Below are 15,465 nucleotides of genomic sequence, written 5' to 3' on the forward strand. Positions count from 1 at the left end.
ACCGAAACCCGTAAAAAAACTCAACTATGGAAACACAACAGAATGGTAAGACCGTGCTCATCACGGGGGCCAGCAGTGGTATCGGTCGCGAACTGACGCGGCTTTTCGCCCGCGACGGCTATAAGCTGGTACTGGTCGGCCGCGACGAGGAAACACTGCGGCAACAGGCTTACAACTTTCAGAATCAATACGGTACGCAGGCAACCATCATCAGCAAGGACCTGGCCGATCCCAATGCCCCCGACGAGATTTACGCCCAAACCAGCGGTGAGGGGATGCAGATCGACGTGCTCGTCAACGATGCCGGGTTTGGTGAGTACGGTATGTTCGCTACCGAAACCGATTTTCAGAAGGAACGGGATATCGTGCAGGTCAACGCCGTAGCGCTGATGCACCTGACGAAGCTGTACCTCAAAGACATGGTCGCCCGCAACGAAGGGAAAATCCTGATGCTGGGGTCGGAAGTATCCGTTGCCCCGAATCCGCTGATGGCCGTGTATGGCGCGACGAAGGCGTTTGTCAAGTCGTTTTCCGAAGCCATCCGCAACGAACTAAAAGACACCAACGTGACCGTAACGGTGCTGATGCCGGGGGCCACTAACACCAACTTCTTCAAAGCCGCCGGCGCAACCGAAGCCAAAGGTGCTGATCCGAACAAGACCGCCGACCCGGCTGCCGTAGCCAGGGCAGGGTACGAAGCCCTGATGAGTGGTAAGGACCACGTAGTGGCAGGCTGGGTGAACAAGCTTGCCGTAGCGCTCGCTCACATCCTGCCTGATCCGCTGGTAGCCGCCAATGTGCGGAAGGATATGATGCCGAAAGAAGAAGCTGACCGGCAGCAGCAACAGACCCTGGCCCTTGCCATCGGCGCGGCTGCCGTACTGATCGGCGGCATCTGGCTGCTGTCGCGGAGTCGGTCGTCGGTTGTTCCGGTCAGTGCCTACGATAAAGCCCGGTATCGGTTCAAAGCTGCCAAAGCCCACCAGTCGGCTAAAAGCGCGCTGTCGTCGGTAGGCGATTCCATTCAGGGAGCGTATCACAACGCCAGATCCGCCGTCGAAGACGCGCTCGTCTAACAGATGTTCTTTTCAGGTGGCCGGTGCGAAAACCGGTCACCCTTTCTTACGTTATGGAAGCCATCAAAACAAAAGCCTACGGCGCTAAGGCGTCGCTGATTGATTCGCTCAGCCGCCTGTCGCGGATGGACATCGAGCGGAAGGCACCCAGGGAGGATGAGGTGCTGATTGATATTCTGTATTGTGGTGTGTGCCACTCCGACCTGCACCAGGTGCGCAACGACTGGGCCAATACCATTTATCCGTGTATTCCCGGTCATGAAATTGTGGGTCGGGTTGTTGAGGCCGGCAGCCGCGTAACAAAGTTTAAAGCCGGCGATGTGGTGGGTGTCGGCTGCATGGTCGATTCGTGCGGTCAGTGTGCCTCCTGCAGCGGGGGGGATGAGCAATACTGCGAAGGACCCGTCAGTTGGACTGCTACGTACAACGGCTATATGAAGCCCGATGGCAGCGGCTACAATACGTTCGGCGGCTACTCAACCAGCGTCGTCGTGAAAGAATCGTTCGTGCTGCGCATACCCGACAAGCTCGACATCAGCAAGGCCGCTCCCATCCTGTGTGCGGGCGTAACGACCTATTCACCCCTGCGGCACTGGAATACCCAGCCCGGCGATAAGGTGGCCGTAGTGGGTATTGGCGGCCTCGGACACATGGCGATTCAACTGGCGAAAGCCATGGGTGCGCACGTAACGGCGATTACCCACTCGGAAGGGAAGCGGGCAGCCGCCGAAGCGCTGGGGGCTGATGAGGTGCTGATCGAGAGCGACAAAAAAGCCATGGAAGCGCACCAACTGGCGTTCAAGCTGATCCTGAGTACCATTCCCGACAAGTTTGACATAAACCCGTACGTCAGCCTGTTACAGCGCGACGGGGCGTTAGTGGTGGTTGGGGTGTTGGGACCGTTCAAAAGCCCGACCAACAACATGGAGGTTGCGTTTCACCGGCGCTCGGTGGCGGCTTCCATCATCGGCAGCATTGCCGAAACGCAGGAGGTGCTGGATTTCTGCGCTGAACACGCCATTGCGCCCGAGGTGGAACTGATTCCGATGCAGGACATCAACAAGGCATTCAGCCGGATGCTGGACAACGATGTCAAGTTTCGTTTTGTAATCGATATGCAGACGCTCAAGGACGAAAACTAAGTCTTTTAAAACGACCTTTATGATCAATACCTATTTTCGGGCGTTCAGCCTGGGAGTCATCGCGGGCATGCGGTCAATGACGGCCCCGGCCCTGCTCAGCCGCAAACTGGTTCGAACCATCCCGACCAAACAGCCGTCGAAACCGATTCATTACCTGGCCCTGCCGACTACGTCTATGGTGCTGACAACGCTGGCCGGTGGTGAATTGATTGCCGATAAAGTACCCAGTGCCCCGAACCGGACGGAGCCGCCGGTATTCGGTTCGCGGGTAGTGACCGGAGCAACCTGTGGTGCATTCCTGAGCCAGGTAGAAGGGGGTGAAGTGGCCGCCGGAGCCGCGGCCGGAGGGCTGGGCGCTGCGGTCGGCACGGTCGCCTTTTTTCAACTGCGCATGTGGCTGACGCGTGGGCTGGGCATCCCGGACCCCGTAGTGGCGCTGGCCGAAGATGCCCTCGCTATTACGCTGGGCTGGCAGGTGGTCAACAGCATTGAGCCCGACGTACAGACGGCTTGATGCCGCCAGGAGCGATCTATCAGAAATCCCGACGGTTAATCAGTACTTGTCGGGATTTTTGATTTACAGCCGGACCAGTGTTCTGACGGTCGTATGGGGTTGCTGCGATCCCAGTTCGAAAAAGTTGCCCAGGCGTAATTCCCCGTTGCGACGGCTGATCGGATAGGCCTTGTAGGCCGAATTCGATGAAAGCAAACTACGGACATACATCTGTCGGCCCGAAACGTAGTAGTCGTAAATGCCGCTGCCGAGCCTGGGTACGATGTATCCATCTGGATTAGTAGTTTTCCCCCGGTTGACCTGTAACCAGCGGGTTGGCTCCCTGCCCAACGTACTAAGAAAACTGATTGTGTCCTTCCGGGCGGAGGCCTCAACCCAGGTGCCTGACAGTTCGTCCGGGTTTACCTCTTCCGAAGCCTTGCAGGCTACGAAACCTGTACCAAAAAGCAGAAAAAGATAAAGGCCGATTCGCATATTAATGTGTGGTTTCTATGAAGCTGTTCAGGGTTTCAGTGGGGAACATTTTTGTCATCCCGACGCAGGAGGGATCTTCGGTCGCCGGAGGTTTTTAGCTTCCCCCGAAGATCCCTCCTGCGTCGGGATGACAAAATATGCCTGATGTTTATCCCTTTTTCAAAATCCTAAACAGTTTCTATATGACCCCACCGTCGACCTGCCGGTTGGAATACAGGGAGATATAAAGGTAGACGACGTAGTGAACTCTTCAACAAGAAAGTAAAAAGGGCCAGCAAGATGCTGGCCCGGACCGTTTACGGAAACTTCGGAAACTTGCTGAAGTCCGGCTTGCGCTTTTCGAGGAACGCGTTCTTGCCTTCTTTCGCTTCGTCGGAGAGGTAGTACAGCAGCGTAGCGTCGCCGGCCAGTTGCTGAATACCGGCCTGCCCGTCGAGTTCGGCGTTGAAGGCGGCTTTCAGCATCCGCAGGGCGATTGGGCTTTTTTCGAGCATCTTGCGGCACCACTCCAGGGTGGTTTCTTCCAGCTGATCGAGGGGCACCACTTTGTTAACCAGGCCCATGTCCAGGGCTTCCTGCGCGTTGTACTGATCGCAGAGGAACCAGATTTCGCGGGCTTTTTTCTGCCCCACGATCCGCGCCAGGTACGACGCCCCAAACCCGCCGTCGAAACTGCCTACTTTCGGGCCGGTCTGTCCGAAACGGGCGTTGTCGGCGGCAATCGTCAGGTCGCAGACAACGTGCAGGACGTGCCCACCACCGATGGCGTAGCCGGCTACCATGGCCACGACCGGTTTCGGAATCCGCCGAATCTGCATCTGCAGGTCCAGTACGTTCAGACGCGGTACCTGATCTTCGCCGATGTAGCCACCGTGGCCCCGAACCGACTGATCGCCCCCCGAGCAGAAGGCTTCACCACCTTCGCCGGTCAGGATCACCACGCCAACCCGGTCGTCCTGCCGGGCGATTTCCATGGCTTCCGACATTTCTTTGACGGTCAATGGCGTAAACGCATTCCGTTTGTGCGGGCGGTTGATGCTGATCTTGGCCACACCCTCGTAGTAGGAGAAAATGATCTCCTTGTACTCCTTAATTACTTCCCAGGGATAGTTGCTTGTCATACTTAGTGACCGGGTCGCCGGTGCGATTAGTGAATGATCGAATGATTGAGTTGTTGAATGATTGAATGCAGGCTCAATTCAATCATTCAACAACTCAATCATTCGGTATAATCAGTTTCGTGATACGCTACGTCCCACGTATGGTCGGCCATCATGCGGACCGTTGCGACGGTACGTTCGAAAGGAAATTTACGGCCCCACTCGTGCGGAGCGATCATCGACAGCACATCGGTGCCGTCTTTGCGGACGTAGAAGTAGTACGTGTGTCCGACAATGGGTTCAAAATTCATCTGCGCGTTGTAGATTCGCTCGGATACTTCGACCCGGTGGCGGATGGCTGTTGCCTGTTCGGCCAGCAACTGCATCTGTTTGTACAACTGCGCCAGCTGCAGGTCGGTTTGTTCCCGCATGGCAGACACGGCCCGGCCATGAATCTTGCCTTTATCCTCGGGCCGGATAATGGCGCCCCCGGCCGTGTGGGCGTATTCCATCAATCCCGGTGATTCGGCTACCTTCTCGGGTGCGATCGGATTGATCACTACTTTTGCTTCCTCCATACGAATGGGTAACGGATGCCCGGCCGCGTTTGTTCGGTATCGGGTTTTCACCGTACATTTACCTGTTGCTGGTGTGTGGTTTGTAGTTGAAGAGTGTCGGGTAACTACAAATCACAAACTACAAACCGATTTTTGCCCACAAAAGTACAACGAACCTGTATGCAAAATACGCCTTCGGCCACAATTGACCGCCACACGTTTATCCGACTGGTAGGCAGCAGCGTTGGGGCCGTTTTACTGGCTCCCTGCGCCCTCGCCTGCAACTCGGGGGGCGACACTGAACCGGTGGCTCCCGAAGCCATCGATTTTACCTTCAACTGGAATGAACCCAATACCGACTACGCGAACCTGAAACTGAAAGGGGGCTACGTCGTAGTACGCAATATCCTGGTTGCTCAAACCAAAGCCGGGGAGTTCCTGGCCGTATCGGCGAAGTGTACGCACCAGAACACCCAGCTTACGTACCGCAGCACCGAGGGGCAATTCTACTGCCCGCTGCATGCCTCGCGCTTTGACCAGACGGGTAAGGTTATCAACGGTCCTGCCACAACCCCGCTCGTTGTTTTCCGCGTTACGGTCGATGCCAATGCCGGAACCGTTCGGGTGACCAGCGCATAGATGATACAGATCGACGGTCAACGGCCCGTTTCCGACTGGCCCCATCCCGCTACGTCCTACGAGGCCGACGCGCTGACGTTCTGCCGGGCGTGGCAGAGCGGGCAGACCGAGTTTGTTCTGCACACGTCCGGCTCGACCGGTCAGCCCAAACCCATTACCCTGACGCGGGCGCAGATGCGGGCCAGTGCCCGGCTAACCGGCCAGACACTGGGTTTGCAGCCGGGCGATTCGGCCCTGGTGTGTCTGAACGTGCGGTACATTGCCGGGGTGATGATGCTGGTCAGAGGATTGGAACTTGGGTTGCGGATGAGCATTATCGAACCCTCGGGCAATCCACTGGCGGACTTTCCCGCCGAAACCCGATTCGCCTTCACGGCGCTGGTGCCGCTGCAGCTACAGAGTATGCTGGAACACGCGACGGATAAACTGCCGGTCCTGAACGGCATGAAGGCCATTCTGGTTGGCGGGGCTGCCACGAGTCCGGCGCTGGAACGGGCCATCCAAGCGATTACGGCCCCGGTTTACGCTACCTATGGCATGACCGAAACGGTATCGCACATCGCCCTGCGCCGGCTGAATGGGCCGGGCGCAACGGAGGTTTTCACGGCGCTGGAGGGCGTTCGCCTTGGTACCGACGAGCGGGGTTGCCTGCACATTACGTCGGCCGCAACGAACGGTGAGCCGGTACAGACCAACGATGTCGTTGAGTTGCTGGATGCTACGCGCTTTCGTCTGCTGGGCCGGGCCGACTCCATCATCAACAGTGGCGGGGTGAAAGTACAGCCGGAAGCGGTCGAACGAATCGTTCAGGATGTGCTGGCCGCGTCGGGACCGGTGCCGAGGCTGTTCGTGGCCGGTCTGCCCGACGAGCGGCTGGGGCAGCGGGTGGTGGTTTTTGTTGAGCAGCAGCGCCTTGATGCCGAGCTGTGGGCCGCTGCTCAGGCCCGCGTTCGTGAGCGGCTGGGGCCGTATCATGTTCCCAAAGACGCCATCACAGTCGGTCAGTTTGCCGAAACCCCCACCGGAAAAGTCGATAAACACCGAATTGTGAACAGTTACTGATGTTTTTTTGTCATGCAACAAACCATTGCCCGTTTCCGAGTCGATGCCGTTTAAGAACCTGACCATCCGCTACCAGACCGCCCGGTCCTTGCCCGCGCCCTACGCCCATTTCTACACCCTGTCGGCACGTACCGCCTTCAACGATTATTTGCAGGTTGAGTTTTCCATTACGTACCTCGACCGCGAGAGCGTGGACGAAGATGAACTGATTGCCGAAGGCTACACGCCCAACGACGACTTCAGCTGGTCGGGACGGCTGGGGGCTACCTGGCAGCAGGCCGTTGCGAACCTGGCCGATCGCACCGCGCTTGATCCGCTCGTAGAAGACCAGCTGAACGAGGATGAAGATTTCTTCGAGATGAAGCTGGAAACCGACGCTGGCGTCGAATCGGGCACCCCCCGCCAACGCGACGACTGGACGTATCTGGCGCAGGAACTGATCCAGGCGGCCTACGAAGCCGGCGGGCGCGAACAGGCGTTTGAGCTGACGTTTCTCGATGTCAGTCGTGAGAGTGATCTGGAGCTGTTCATGCGGGCGTCGTTTGTGGAGCGTAACGTAAAGATTGACCTGGCGCAGGACCGGCGCAAGACGTCGAAAACCCTGCCGTGGAGTGAGCTGCAGCGGATTATGGGAACGGTGTACAAAGCCGATTACGAAGCGCAGGAACCCCTGATCCAGCGGCCGAAACGGAGTGGCCAATGGCTGAATCTGGGCGGAGTAGAGTGGTACGACGTGAGCCACGAAGCGTCGATCGTATCCCTGTTCAGGAAACTGTAGCCGCCTGCCAGACCTGCGAAACCACCATCCCCCCGACCGCCGATTGTGACCGGGTCAGGGTAACCCCTTGTTCGCTGAGGAGCTTCGGCCAGTCGGCGAGCTGTTGGGTTTCGATGCCGGCCGTCAGCCTGAAAAAAGCGATCATCAGCCCGATCAGGGTTTGGTGCTGCCATTTTTCCATCCGGACGAAATCCGTCACCAACCACAGCCCACCCGGGGCGAGCGTCCGACGCAGGCGCGGCAGAATCGTATTCGCAAGGGTCTGCCCGGTGAATAAATCCAGCACAAACGGAGTCATGATAACGTCGAACCGCTCGTCGGGCTGCAGCGCGGTTTCATCCCCCAGCCGAAACTCAACCGAGCCGAGAAGGGGTCGGCGCAGCATCCGGCCGCTTGCCCGCGCCAGCATCCGGGCCGAGGCCTCAAGATAAAGCACCCGGCGGGGGTGGCACTGTAGTAAAACCTGCTCCAATACCATTCCCGTGCCGCCCCCGACGATCAGAATAGACGCATTGCCGGGAATTGCCGACAGAAAAGTCGTTTGCGCCTGCAAGAGCGACCGCCCGAATACGATGAAGCTCAACGCATCGTAAACAGGAGCTACCCGATCGAAATTGCCGCCAAAGCCTGTTACCTGTGTGGGCATACCAACGAAACGTCTACGTGAATACTGTGTTGAGCAAAGATTTGTGAAAAGTCACGGGAATTTGGGGGCGAGCAACAAAAAAACGGATAAGTCGCTCATCAGGCCATGCCCTCCGTTCGTACAAGAGTAGTAGGTTTTACCGTCCGGAATCAATTCATTGCAGCTCTGTACGTTGACCGGTACTCTGTTCCAGATTATTCCTGACCCTGATCCCTTATGGAAACCCAGTTGAGTTTTTCGCCGTCGACCGTCGGGAAGGTAACCCGCATACAGGTCGTTGATGCGCTGCGTGGTTTTGCCCTGCTTGGCATCCTGCTCGTTCACGTATCGGTCTGGTTCGACGGCGGTCCGCTGCCCGGTTCGGTGTACCAGATCAACGCGCAGGGTGTCGTGAACAACATCGTGCAGACGATCGTGGGCATCTTCTTCAGCGGTAAATTTTACACCTTTTTCTCGTTTCTGTTCGGGCTGAGCTTTGCCCTGATGATGACCCGCTCGTCCGAGTCCGACGGTACGTTTCTGCGCCGGTTTGCGTGGCGGCTGGTCGTTCTGGGGGCCATTGGTTTTGGGCATCATCTGCACTGGCGGGGCGATATTCTGAGCATCTACGCCATGCTGGGCTTTCCCCTGCTGCTGTTTCGCAACGTACCGCAACGGTGGGTGCTGACCGTAGCGGTACTGCTCATTCTGAACGTGCCCGCTCAGATTCGTACCATCTACAACGAAAACGTAGCGGCCCCGGCTACCAAAGCACAGACGGACCAACGCCAGAAAGAATTTGACAAAACGGTAGAGGCCAACTACAGGGTCATCAAGCAGGGGAGTTACCCCGAGGTGGTCGGCGTAAATCTCAGGGAGTTTGAAACCAAGATGAACTTTCAGTTTGATAGCGGACGAATTTACATTACCCTCGGCTTCTTTCTGCTAGGTCTCTACGCCGGACGTCGGCGGCTATTCCAGCACTTGTCCGACAACCGGACCTTCTTCCGAAACGTGACCCGATCCACGGGTTTTGGGGTCTTGGGCATCATTGTCCTGTTTGTAATCGCTATCTCAATCTACGGCAATAACAGCCAGCCCCCCAAGCTGGTCGGCTATCTCTTTAACTTCCTGTTTGGTCTCGGCGAAGGCAGCCTGACTGTTTTTTACATCGCCGGCCTGACGCTGCTGTTTCAGAAAGTAGCGTGGCAACGGGTTGTATCGCCGTTGGCGTTGATCGGCAAAATGGCCCTGACCAACTACGTCCTGCAATCCGTCATTGGTACGTTGATCTTCTACGGGTACGGATTCGGGCTCATCGGCGAAATTCCCTCGGCCGTAGCCATTACGTTAACCATACCCATCTTTCTGGCGCAGGTGCTGTTCAGTCGGTGGTGGTTGTCGCGGTTCCAGTACGGCCCGCTGGAGTGGGCCTGGCGGTCGTTGACGTATCTGAAAGCGCAGCCGATGCAGGTTCGGCAACTTCAGGAAACAAGTTAACGCGTCCTGTTAGCTGAATTTTCTGGCTATAGGTCGGTCCGAGTGCCAGCGAGCATCCATGAGCGAACATCGACCAGGCACCCGATACGCATGGCAGAGTGCCTGGTCGATGTTGGTCGGCAAAATTCACTGTACGCTAAACTCTGAATCAGAGACACCCTTGTTTACGTTCAGGTTGTCAACTTTTATCACCACCTGGTTCTGGGATACCCGCGAAGTGATGGTGAACGTATAGTTTACCCCCTTGATTTCCTTGTAGTCATTGAACTGAAGAGTCTCGGTTGTCCCATTTGGGTTCAGTCGTGTTTGCTGCACCTTAAGGCCAGTTTCGGCATCGAAATTATTGCTACAGGTATAGGAGCCGTCGGCTGTCGTGTGGGCTAATTTGTAGGTACTCCTGCCGTTGATTTGTTCCGGGCCAATGACTGTCGTCTTGATGCCGTGTTCTGCAAAGTGCAGTTCCGGACAAATCCGGTTCTGAATCAGCATACCCTGAGCCTTCGAGCCTTCAATAGGGTGAGTGCCCTGGGCATCCGTCATAACCACGGTAGAGCCGTCACTAATTGTTTTGTAGAAGACATTGCCGTTCGCATTTACCGTTGTCAGAAACTTGCCGGGTTCCTCCTGTCTAATAAGCAGCTGCATGGCGTTGCCGTTCAGCTGGATCGAGACACCCATTGAGATTTCTTTCACGTTTGCCAGGGCTTTTCGGCCGCCAATCGCTGTGAAGTACTTGTTCAGAATGTCGTCGGCAGTAGGGGCGGTTTGTGCAGCGGCAAACCGCCAAAAGGCGGGTACAATCAGCAGGGTAATTACAAGTTTTCTCATAATTGGTTTGGATATGAATTGGTTTGAGGGCAAAATTACAGGCTCGCGTGAGGGGTAGCCAGAACCGGTTTTGCATCGGTAGGAACCGGTTTACCAAAGGCATCAGGTAAGGCTTGTCCGGCTTAAAAATCAGGGTCAAGAACGACTTACCTCTCCTGTTCAAGCATAGTTTGATCGGAGGCTCTTTGTCCTTTTCGGCAACCAACTGTAAAAAGTGACACAATGCTCAATACAAAGCGGCTACGGACAATCACAAGGTCATTTTGACGCAAAAAGCCGTGGTTTGTACGTAAATCCGGTCAAAATGGCCGAAAAACAGCACCGGCCCGTGATTTGTTACTGAATAGGTGTAAGCAACTGAATAGAGCCTAAGCCATGAACTTCAATAATTATACAATTAAGGCGCAGGAGGTCGTACAACACGCGGCCCAGATGGCGCAGGGCAATCAGCAGCAGACCGTCGAAACCGGCCACGTGCTGAAAGCCATTCTGGAAGAGGATCCAAACACCGTCGGGTTTCTGGCCAGGACAATCGGCACTGATAGTAAACGCCTGACGATGGCCCTTGACGCCATCGTGAACGGGTATCCAAAAGTATCCGTTTCAGGGGGCGCTCAGCAGGGCATTTACCTGGGCAGTGATTTAAATGCGGCTCTGCAACGCGCACAGACGCAGATGAAAGACTTTGGCGACGAGTACGTCAGCGTCGAAATGATGCTGCTCGGCCTCGTTGGTGGAAAAGACGCCGTAGCCACGTTACTGAAAGATATCGGATTCTCCGAAAAGACCTTAAAAGACGCCATTCGCGAACTGCGTGGCAAAAACAACCCTGTGAAAGACCAAAACGCAGAAGCAACGTACCAGTCGCTGGAGCGGTACGGGATCAACCTGAACAAACGGGCCAGTGAGGGTAAGATTGACCCGGTCATTGGTCGCGATGAAGAAATTCGGCGAGTACTCCAGATTCTGAGCCGCCGGACCAAGAACAACCCGATGCTGCTGGGAGAACCGGGCGTCGGTAAAACGGCTATTGTCGAAGGGCTGGCCCAGCGCATTGTGCAGGGCGACGTTCCCGAGAACCTCAAGTCGAAGATTATTATGTCGCTCGACATGGGTTTGCTTGTGGCGGGTGCCAAATACAAGGGTGAGTTTGAAGAGCGCCTGAAAGCGGTCATCAAGGAAGTGACCGACTCGGAAGGCGAAATCGTGCTCTTCATTGACGAGATTCACACGCTCATCGGTGCGGGTGGTGGTGGCGAAGGCGCGATGGACGCAGCCAACCTGCTGAAACCAGCGCTGGCGCGGGGTGAACTGCACGCCATTGGTGCCACTACGCTGAAAGAGTACCAGAAATACATTGAGAAGGATAAGGCGCTCGAACGCCGGTTCCAGGCCGTTATGGTCGACGAACCCGACGTAGCAGACGCCATCTCCATCCTGCGCGGTATCAAGGAGCGCTACGAACTGCACCACGGCGTACGCATCAAAGACGACGCCGTGATTGCCGCCGTTGAACTCTCGAACCGCTACATTTCCGACCGCTTCCTGCCCGACAAGGCCATTGATTTGATGGACGAAGCAGCGGCCAAGCTGCGTCTGGAAATCGACTCCGTTCCCGAAGAACTGGACGAGCTGAACCGGCGCATCATGCAGCTGGAAATTGAGCGCGAGGCCATCCGTCGCGAAGACGACCGCGAGAAGGAGAGTGCGCTAAGCCAGCAGATTGCCAATCTCAATGAACAGCGTACCGAATTACAGGCTCGTTGGGAAACCGAAAAGCAATCGGTGAACGAGAGCCGGACGCTGAAAGAACAACTCGACCAGCTACGTATTGAAGCCGAACAGGCCGAACGCGCCGGTGAGTACGGTAAAGTAGCCGAGATCCGCTACGGCCGCATTCCGGAAATTGAGAACCGGCTAAAGCAACTCAGCAATAGCGATCAGCCCGAAGGGGGTGGTGACCGGATGCTGCAGGAAGAAGTGACATCGGAAGACATTGCCGAAGTCGTAGCGAAATGGACGGGCATTCCGGTAAGCCGGATGATGCAGTCAGAGCGCGACAAACTGCTGTTCCTTGAAGCTGAGCTGGGCAAACGCGTTGCCGGTCAGGAAGAAGCCATTGAAGTGGTATCGGACGCCGTTCGGCGGAGCCGCGCGGGTATGCAGGATCCTAAACGGCCCATCGGTTCATTTCTGTTTCTGGGTACCACGGGCGTTGGTAAGACCGAGTTGGCGAAGGCGCTGGCCGAGTTTCTGTTCAACGACGAGAACGCGCTGGTCCGCATCGACATGAGTGAGTATCAGGAGCGTCATGCAGCCAGCCGGTTGATTGGCGCCCCTCCGGGCTACGTCGGTTACGACGAAGGTGGTCAGTTGACTGAAGCCGTTCGCCGGAAACCGTACAGCGTTATCCTGCTCGACGAGATTGAGAAGGCGCACCCGGACGTGTTCAACATCCTGTTGCAGGTACTGGACGACGGTCGCCTGACCGACAACAAAGGGCGGGTGGCCAACTTTAAGAACACAATTATCATCATGACCTCGAACATCGGTTCGCACGTCATTCGGGAGCGGTTCGCCGAGATAACCAATGCCAACCGCGACCAGGTGATTGAGGACACGAAAGAGGAAGTGTTCGAGTTGCTGAAGCAGACCGTACGACCTGAGTTCCTGAACCGGATTGACGAACTGGTGATGTTCCAGCCGCTGACCAAGCGTGAAGTCCGCAAGATTATGGACATCCAGTTCCGGCAGATTCAGGCGCGGCTGGCTGAGCAGGGCATTACGCTCGAAGCCGACAACGAAGTGCTCGACTTCATCGCCCGCGAAGGCTTCGATCCGACGTTTGGTGCGCGTCCGCTGAAGCGCGTCATGCAGCGTCGCATCCTCAACGCCCTCTCGAAAGAGATCCTGGCGGGCCGGATTCAGAAAAACGCCATCGTCGGCATGATGATGAACGAAGACGAAAATGGCAAAGAAGATATCATCTTCTATAACCTGGATAAGGTGGTGCCTGCTTTGGAGTAATAGTTTCTTTGAAGACAAAAACGCCCGGCTGCTTTAATTAGTAGTTGGGCGTTTTTTGATATATTTGGCTTATAAGATATGTGCTTATAAAATGAATAGTAGTATAAAAGATAATCCGTCATTTCAAAAATTTGGCAAAGACCTGGAAGGGTTAGAGCTCTTCCATAAACTGTATAAGATTACATCCATATTTGGGCTGAAGAGCAAACAGATGGATGAGTTATTTAAAAAATTACCAGAATTAAGGCAGCAATATGAAGATATAATTTATACTCCTGATAAGTTCAATAAGTATTTTCTTTCACGAGGATGGGTTGCGTATGAAACGATGAATTTAGAGACCATGAAGACTACCGTGCGGCTGGCCGAGCAAGGTAAAGTTGCAGAAGCGGAAGAACTACTCATAGAATATAACGCCCCAAAATGTATTGAAGGGAAAATCAATATGCTTTGGGGTGTCCCGGCTTTTCGTTCTAGGTTTGAGTTAGTTCAAAAAGCATTCGAAGATTACAAAGAAAGTAGATATTATACCTGTATTCCTATCATTCTGTCTGTTATCGACGTTGCAGTTAATGACATAGAAGGTAAAGGTTTCTTCGCTGATGGTACTAATCTGATCGCTTGGGACTCGATTGCGGCACATAGTTCTGGGCTTAGCGAACTAGCTAAACTTCTTGGACAAACGCGCAAAAAAACCAACACTGACCCAATAGACATTCCTTATCGCAACGGTATTCTACATGGAAGAGATTTAGCTTATGATAACAAGATTGTAGCTGCTAAAACTTGGGCGACTTTGTTTGCTGTTCGTGATTGGGCTCAATCAGTAAGAGATGGTAAGAAAGTCCCTCCTGTCGAGGAAATACCTAAAAGTTTACGCCAAAATCTAAGGGAGATTAAGCAATCATTAGAACAAATAGCGGAGGGTAAAAAAGAACAAGTAATCATTAACCAATGGAAGCGAAGGATAGTGACTATTGGTGTAGATATACCAAGAAGTGGAAATGTAATAGATTATGCTGACAAATCTCCGGAAAAAGAAATATGCCAATTGATTGATAATTGGCGTTTTAAAAAATATCATGAAATTGCTCGACAATTATTGCATTACAATAAAGCTAGCTTTCATTTAAAAAAAGCATCAGGTAAAATGCGTCAAATATTTGGTGATAGTGAACCCGAAGCCCTTGCATTCAAGGAGATAATTGACGAAGCACCTGCAATAACAGAATTAGTAGTAGTCATTGAGTATAGCAAAAGCTTCCAGAAATTCAGTAAAGAAGTTAAGTTTAGATTAGTGTACACAGACGATGACTATATACCAGTCGTCCGGGGGGCTGAAAGAGGCAGTTGGAAGATAGTAGAAAACTTCTGGTTCCTTAAAGACAGTTAAGGAAATAGCGCCACCAAGCTATTTTATAGTTCGCTTGCTCCGGCAGAAGCTAGCAATTTGATGACTTGTCCGCATCACCGTTTGTAGTGATAGTGATATTTTACTCTCTTAGGGAGCACAACGATGGCACTGCATAGCTTCAGAACGATTATGCAAAACTTATTCGACCGCATGACTCTCAATCCAAACATCTGTTTTAACAAGCAACCCTCAACACAATTTATTTGGCTATTTAATAAGCTTACCCGTCTTTGTGACATTTATCGTCAAAATCGTTTGCATCTATTTTTGAAGAAAGACGCAAGAGTATGAATCTGCAAGTAATCCAACAGGCGTTTTTATTCAATGAGCGACTGGAAAAAGCTTAGGAAGCAGTACGCTGACCTGGAGCGATACGAAAGTGGAGAACCGACCAAAGAGCAACTCATTGCCGAATTGAAAGAAGCTATTCTGGAACTTAAAGCTGTTGAGCAGGGTATCCAACAAGCCCGTCCGCTATCCGCCCTGCTTAATGAGTTATAAAGTACTGACACTGGCCGTTTTCGACAAGCAGTTGAAGCCTGGCTAAGAAATATCCATACATCAAAGCGGACTTAATCCGACTTGGCGAAGAATTAGCTGAGTGTCTTAGCCCCCTATTAGTTGGACAGATTTTCTAAAACGGTTGAGTCACACACCACTGCTTTCTCCCACTTTTCTTGCGGGGTAATAAAGTCTAGGGATCGGTGACGCCTTGCATAGTTGTAATGG

15 protein-coding genes are annotated in these 15,465 nt (G+C 53.9%); 10 read left to right on the forward strand and 5 right to left on the reverse strand.

Going from position 1 to position 15,465, the window contains the following annotated elements:
- Positions 1-26: 26 nt before the first annotated feature.
- From DYU11_RS30285 to DYU11_RS30295, 3 genes are read left to right on the forward strand one after another with little or no spacing between them, the layout of a single operon-like run.
- Entirely contained in the window at positions 27-1,076 is a 1,050-nt protein-coding gene (locus tag DYU11_RS30285; RefSeq protein ID WP_119671492.1) for an SDR family NAD(P)-dependent oxidoreductase, read from the forward strand.
- Positions 1,077-1,129: 53 nt separating this feature from the next.
- Positions 1,130-2,218: an NAD(P)-dependent alcohol dehydrogenase gene (locus DYU11_RS30290; RefSeq protein ID WP_119671493.1), complete on the forward strand. Its 1,089-nt coding sequence runs from the start codon at positions 1,130-1,132 to the stop codon at positions 2,216-2,218.
- 19 nt (positions 2,219-2,237) lie between these two features.
- On the forward strand, positions 2,238-2,732 hold the full coding sequence (locus tag DYU11_RS30295) for a DUF4126 domain-containing protein (RefSeq protein WP_119671494.1): 495 nt from the start codon (positions 2,238-2,240) through the stop codon (positions 2,730-2,732).
- A gap of 63 nt (positions 2,733-2,795) precedes the next feature.
- Here the strand turns inward: DYU11_RS30295 and DYU11_RS30300 are convergent, their stop codons facing one another.
- The 3 genes from DYU11_RS30300 to DYU11_RS30310 form a co-directional block, all read right to left on the reverse strand.
- Complete coding sequence (locus DYU11_RS30300) at positions 2,796-3,206, reverse strand: hypothetical protein (RefSeq protein ID WP_119671495.1); 411 nt, start codon at positions 3,204-3,206, stop codon at positions 2,796-2,798.
- A gap of 296 nt (positions 3,207-3,502) precedes the next feature.
- Positions 3,503-4,327 carry a 1,4-dihydroxy-2-naphthoyl-CoA synthase gene (gene menB / locus DYU11_RS30305; protein ID WP_119671496.1) on the reverse strand — a complete coding sequence of 275 codons (825 nt, stop codon included), beginning with the start codon at positions 4,325-4,327 and terminating at the stop codon, positions 3,503-3,505.
- Positions 4,328-4,425: 98 nt separating this feature from the next.
- Complete coding sequence (locus DYU11_RS30310) at positions 4,426-4,884, reverse strand: DUF2452 domain-containing protein (protein WP_119671497.1); 459 nt, start codon at positions 4,882-4,884, stop codon at positions 4,426-4,428.
- Positions 4,885-5,043: 159 nt separating this feature from the next.
- Between DYU11_RS30310 and DYU11_RS30315 the strand changes: the two genes are divergently transcribed.
- The 3 genes from DYU11_RS30315 to DYU11_RS30325 are packed head-to-tail and all read left to right on the forward strand — an operon-like array spanning position 5,044 to position 7,342.
- Positions 5,044-5,502, forward strand: coding sequence for a QcrA and Rieske domain-containing protein (locus DYU11_RS30315; protein WP_119671498.1), 459 nt, complete (start codon positions 5,044-5,046; stop codon positions 5,500-5,502).
- A complete protein-coding gene (locus tag DYU11_RS30320) occupies positions 5,503-6,564 on the forward strand; it encodes an AMP-binding protein (RefSeq protein WP_119671499.1) in 1,062 nt (353 codons plus the stop codon).
- Between the two features lie 25 nt (positions 6,565-6,589).
- Positions 6,590-7,342, forward strand: a complete 753-nt coding sequence (locus DYU11_RS30325) for a hypothetical protein (protein WP_310589518.1) — start codon at positions 6,590-6,592, stop codon at positions 7,340-7,342.
- Here the strand turns inward: DYU11_RS30325 and DYU11_RS30330 are convergent.
- The gene (locus tag DYU11_RS30330) at positions 7,329-7,988 is read right to left on the reverse strand and encodes a class I SAM-dependent methyltransferase (protein WP_119671501.1); all 660 of its coding nucleotides are present in this window, start codon (positions 7,986-7,988) and stop codon (positions 7,329-7,331) included. The genes DYU11_RS30325 and DYU11_RS30330 overlap by 14 nt on opposite strands.
- Positions 7,989-8,204: 216 nt before the next feature.
- On the opposite strand from DYU11_RS30330, the gene DYU11_RS30335 reads away from it, so the two are divergent.
- On the forward strand, positions 8,205-9,467 hold the full coding sequence (locus DYU11_RS30335; protein WP_119671502.1) for a DUF418 domain-containing protein: 1,263 nt from the start codon (positions 8,205-8,207) through the stop codon (positions 9,465-9,467).
- Positions 9,468-9,593: 126 nt separating this feature from the next.
- On the opposite strand, the gene DYU11_RS30340 is transcribed toward DYU11_RS30335, so the two are convergent.
- Positions 9,594-10,295, reverse strand: a complete 702-nt coding sequence (locus DYU11_RS30340) for a hypothetical protein (protein WP_119671503.1) — start codon at positions 10,293-10,295, stop codon at positions 9,594-9,596.
- Between the two features lie 375 nt (positions 10,296-10,670).
- Between DYU11_RS30340 and clpB the strand changes: the two genes are divergently transcribed.
- The 3 genes from clpB to DYU11_RS33540 all read left to right on the forward strand — a co-directional run bounded on the left by clpB (position 10,671) and on the right by DYU11_RS33540 (position 15,237).
- Positions 10,671-13,322 (forward strand): ATP-dependent chaperone ClpB, encoded by a 2,652-nt coding sequence (gene clpB, locus DYU11_RS30345; protein ID WP_119671504.1) that lies wholly within the window; start codon positions 10,671-10,673, stop codon positions 13,320-13,322.
- 91 nt (positions 13,323-13,413) lie between these two features.
- Positions 13,414-14,715 (forward strand): hypothetical protein, encoded by a 1,302-nt coding sequence (locus tag DYU11_RS30350; protein WP_147368080.1) that lies wholly within the window; start codon positions 13,414-13,416, stop codon positions 14,713-14,715.
- Positions 14,716-15,060: 345 nt separating this feature from the next.
- Positions 15,061-15,237, forward strand: a complete 177-nt coding sequence (locus tag DYU11_RS33540; protein ID WP_199736840.1) for a hypothetical protein — start codon at positions 15,061-15,063, stop codon at positions 15,235-15,237.
- Positions 15,238-15,465 lie beyond the last annotated feature (228 nt).

The sequence above is a fragment of the Fibrisoma montanum genome, assembly GCF_003583365.1.
Lineage (GTDB): Bacteria > Bacteroidota > Bacteroidia > Cytophagales > Spirosomataceae > Fibrisoma > Fibrisoma montanum.

Excerpts from the sequence above, each read along its gene's own strand:
- DYU11_RS30320 (WP_119671499.1), top strand. The coding sequence starts at position 5,503 with ATGATACAGATCGACGGTCAACGGCCCGTTTCCGACTGGCCCCATCCC.
- DYU11_RS30340 (WP_119671503.1), bottom strand. The coding sequence starts at position 10,295 with ATGAGAAAACTTGTAATTACCCTGCTGATTGTACCCGCCTTTTGGCGG.
- menB (WP_119671496.1), bottom strand. The coding sequence starts at position 4,327 with ATGACAAGCAACTATCCCTGGGAAGTAATTAAGGAGTACAAGGAGATC.
- DYU11_RS30350 (WP_147368080.1), top strand. The coding sequence starts at position 13,414 with ATGAATAGTAGTATAAAAGATAATCCGTCATTTCAAAAATTTGGCAAA.
- clpB (WP_119671504.1), top strand. The coding sequence starts at position 10,671 with ATGAACTTCAATAATTATACAATTAAGGCGCAGGAGGTCGTACAACAC.
- DYU11_RS30315 (WP_119671498.1), top strand. The coding sequence starts at position 5,044 with ATGCAAAATACGCCTTCGGCCACAATTGACCGCCACACGTTTATCCGA.
- DYU11_RS30290 (WP_119671493.1), top strand. The coding sequence starts at position 1,130 with ATGGAAGCCATCAAAACAAAAGCCTACGGCGCTAAGGCGTCGCTGATT.
- DYU11_RS30330 (WP_119671501.1), bottom strand. The coding sequence starts at position 7,988 with ATGCCCACACAGGTAACAGGCTTTGGCGGCAATTTCGATCGGGTAGCT.
- DYU11_RS33540 (WP_199736840.1), top strand. The coding sequence starts at position 15,061 with ATGAGCGACTGGAAAAAGCTTAGGAAGCAGTACGCTGACCTGGAGCGA.
- DYU11_RS30295 (WP_119671494.1), top strand. The coding sequence starts at position 2,238 with ATGATCAATACCTATTTTCGGGCGTTCAGCCTGGGAGTCATCGCGGGC.
- DYU11_RS30300 (WP_119671495.1), bottom strand. The coding sequence starts at position 3,206 with ATGCGAATCGGCCTTTATCTTTTTCTGCTTTTTGGTACAGGTTTCGTA.
- DYU11_RS30335 (WP_119671502.1), top strand. The coding sequence starts at position 8,205 with ATGGAAACCCAGTTGAGTTTTTCGCCGTCGACCGTCGGGAAGGTAACC.
- DYU11_RS30285 (WP_119671492.1), top strand. The coding sequence starts at position 27 with ATGGAAACACAACAGAATGGTAAGACCGTGCTCATCACGGGGGCCAGC.
- DYU11_RS30310 (WP_119671497.1), bottom strand. The coding sequence starts at position 4,884 with ATGGAGGAAGCAAAAGTAGTGATCAATCCGATCGCACCCGAGAAGGTA.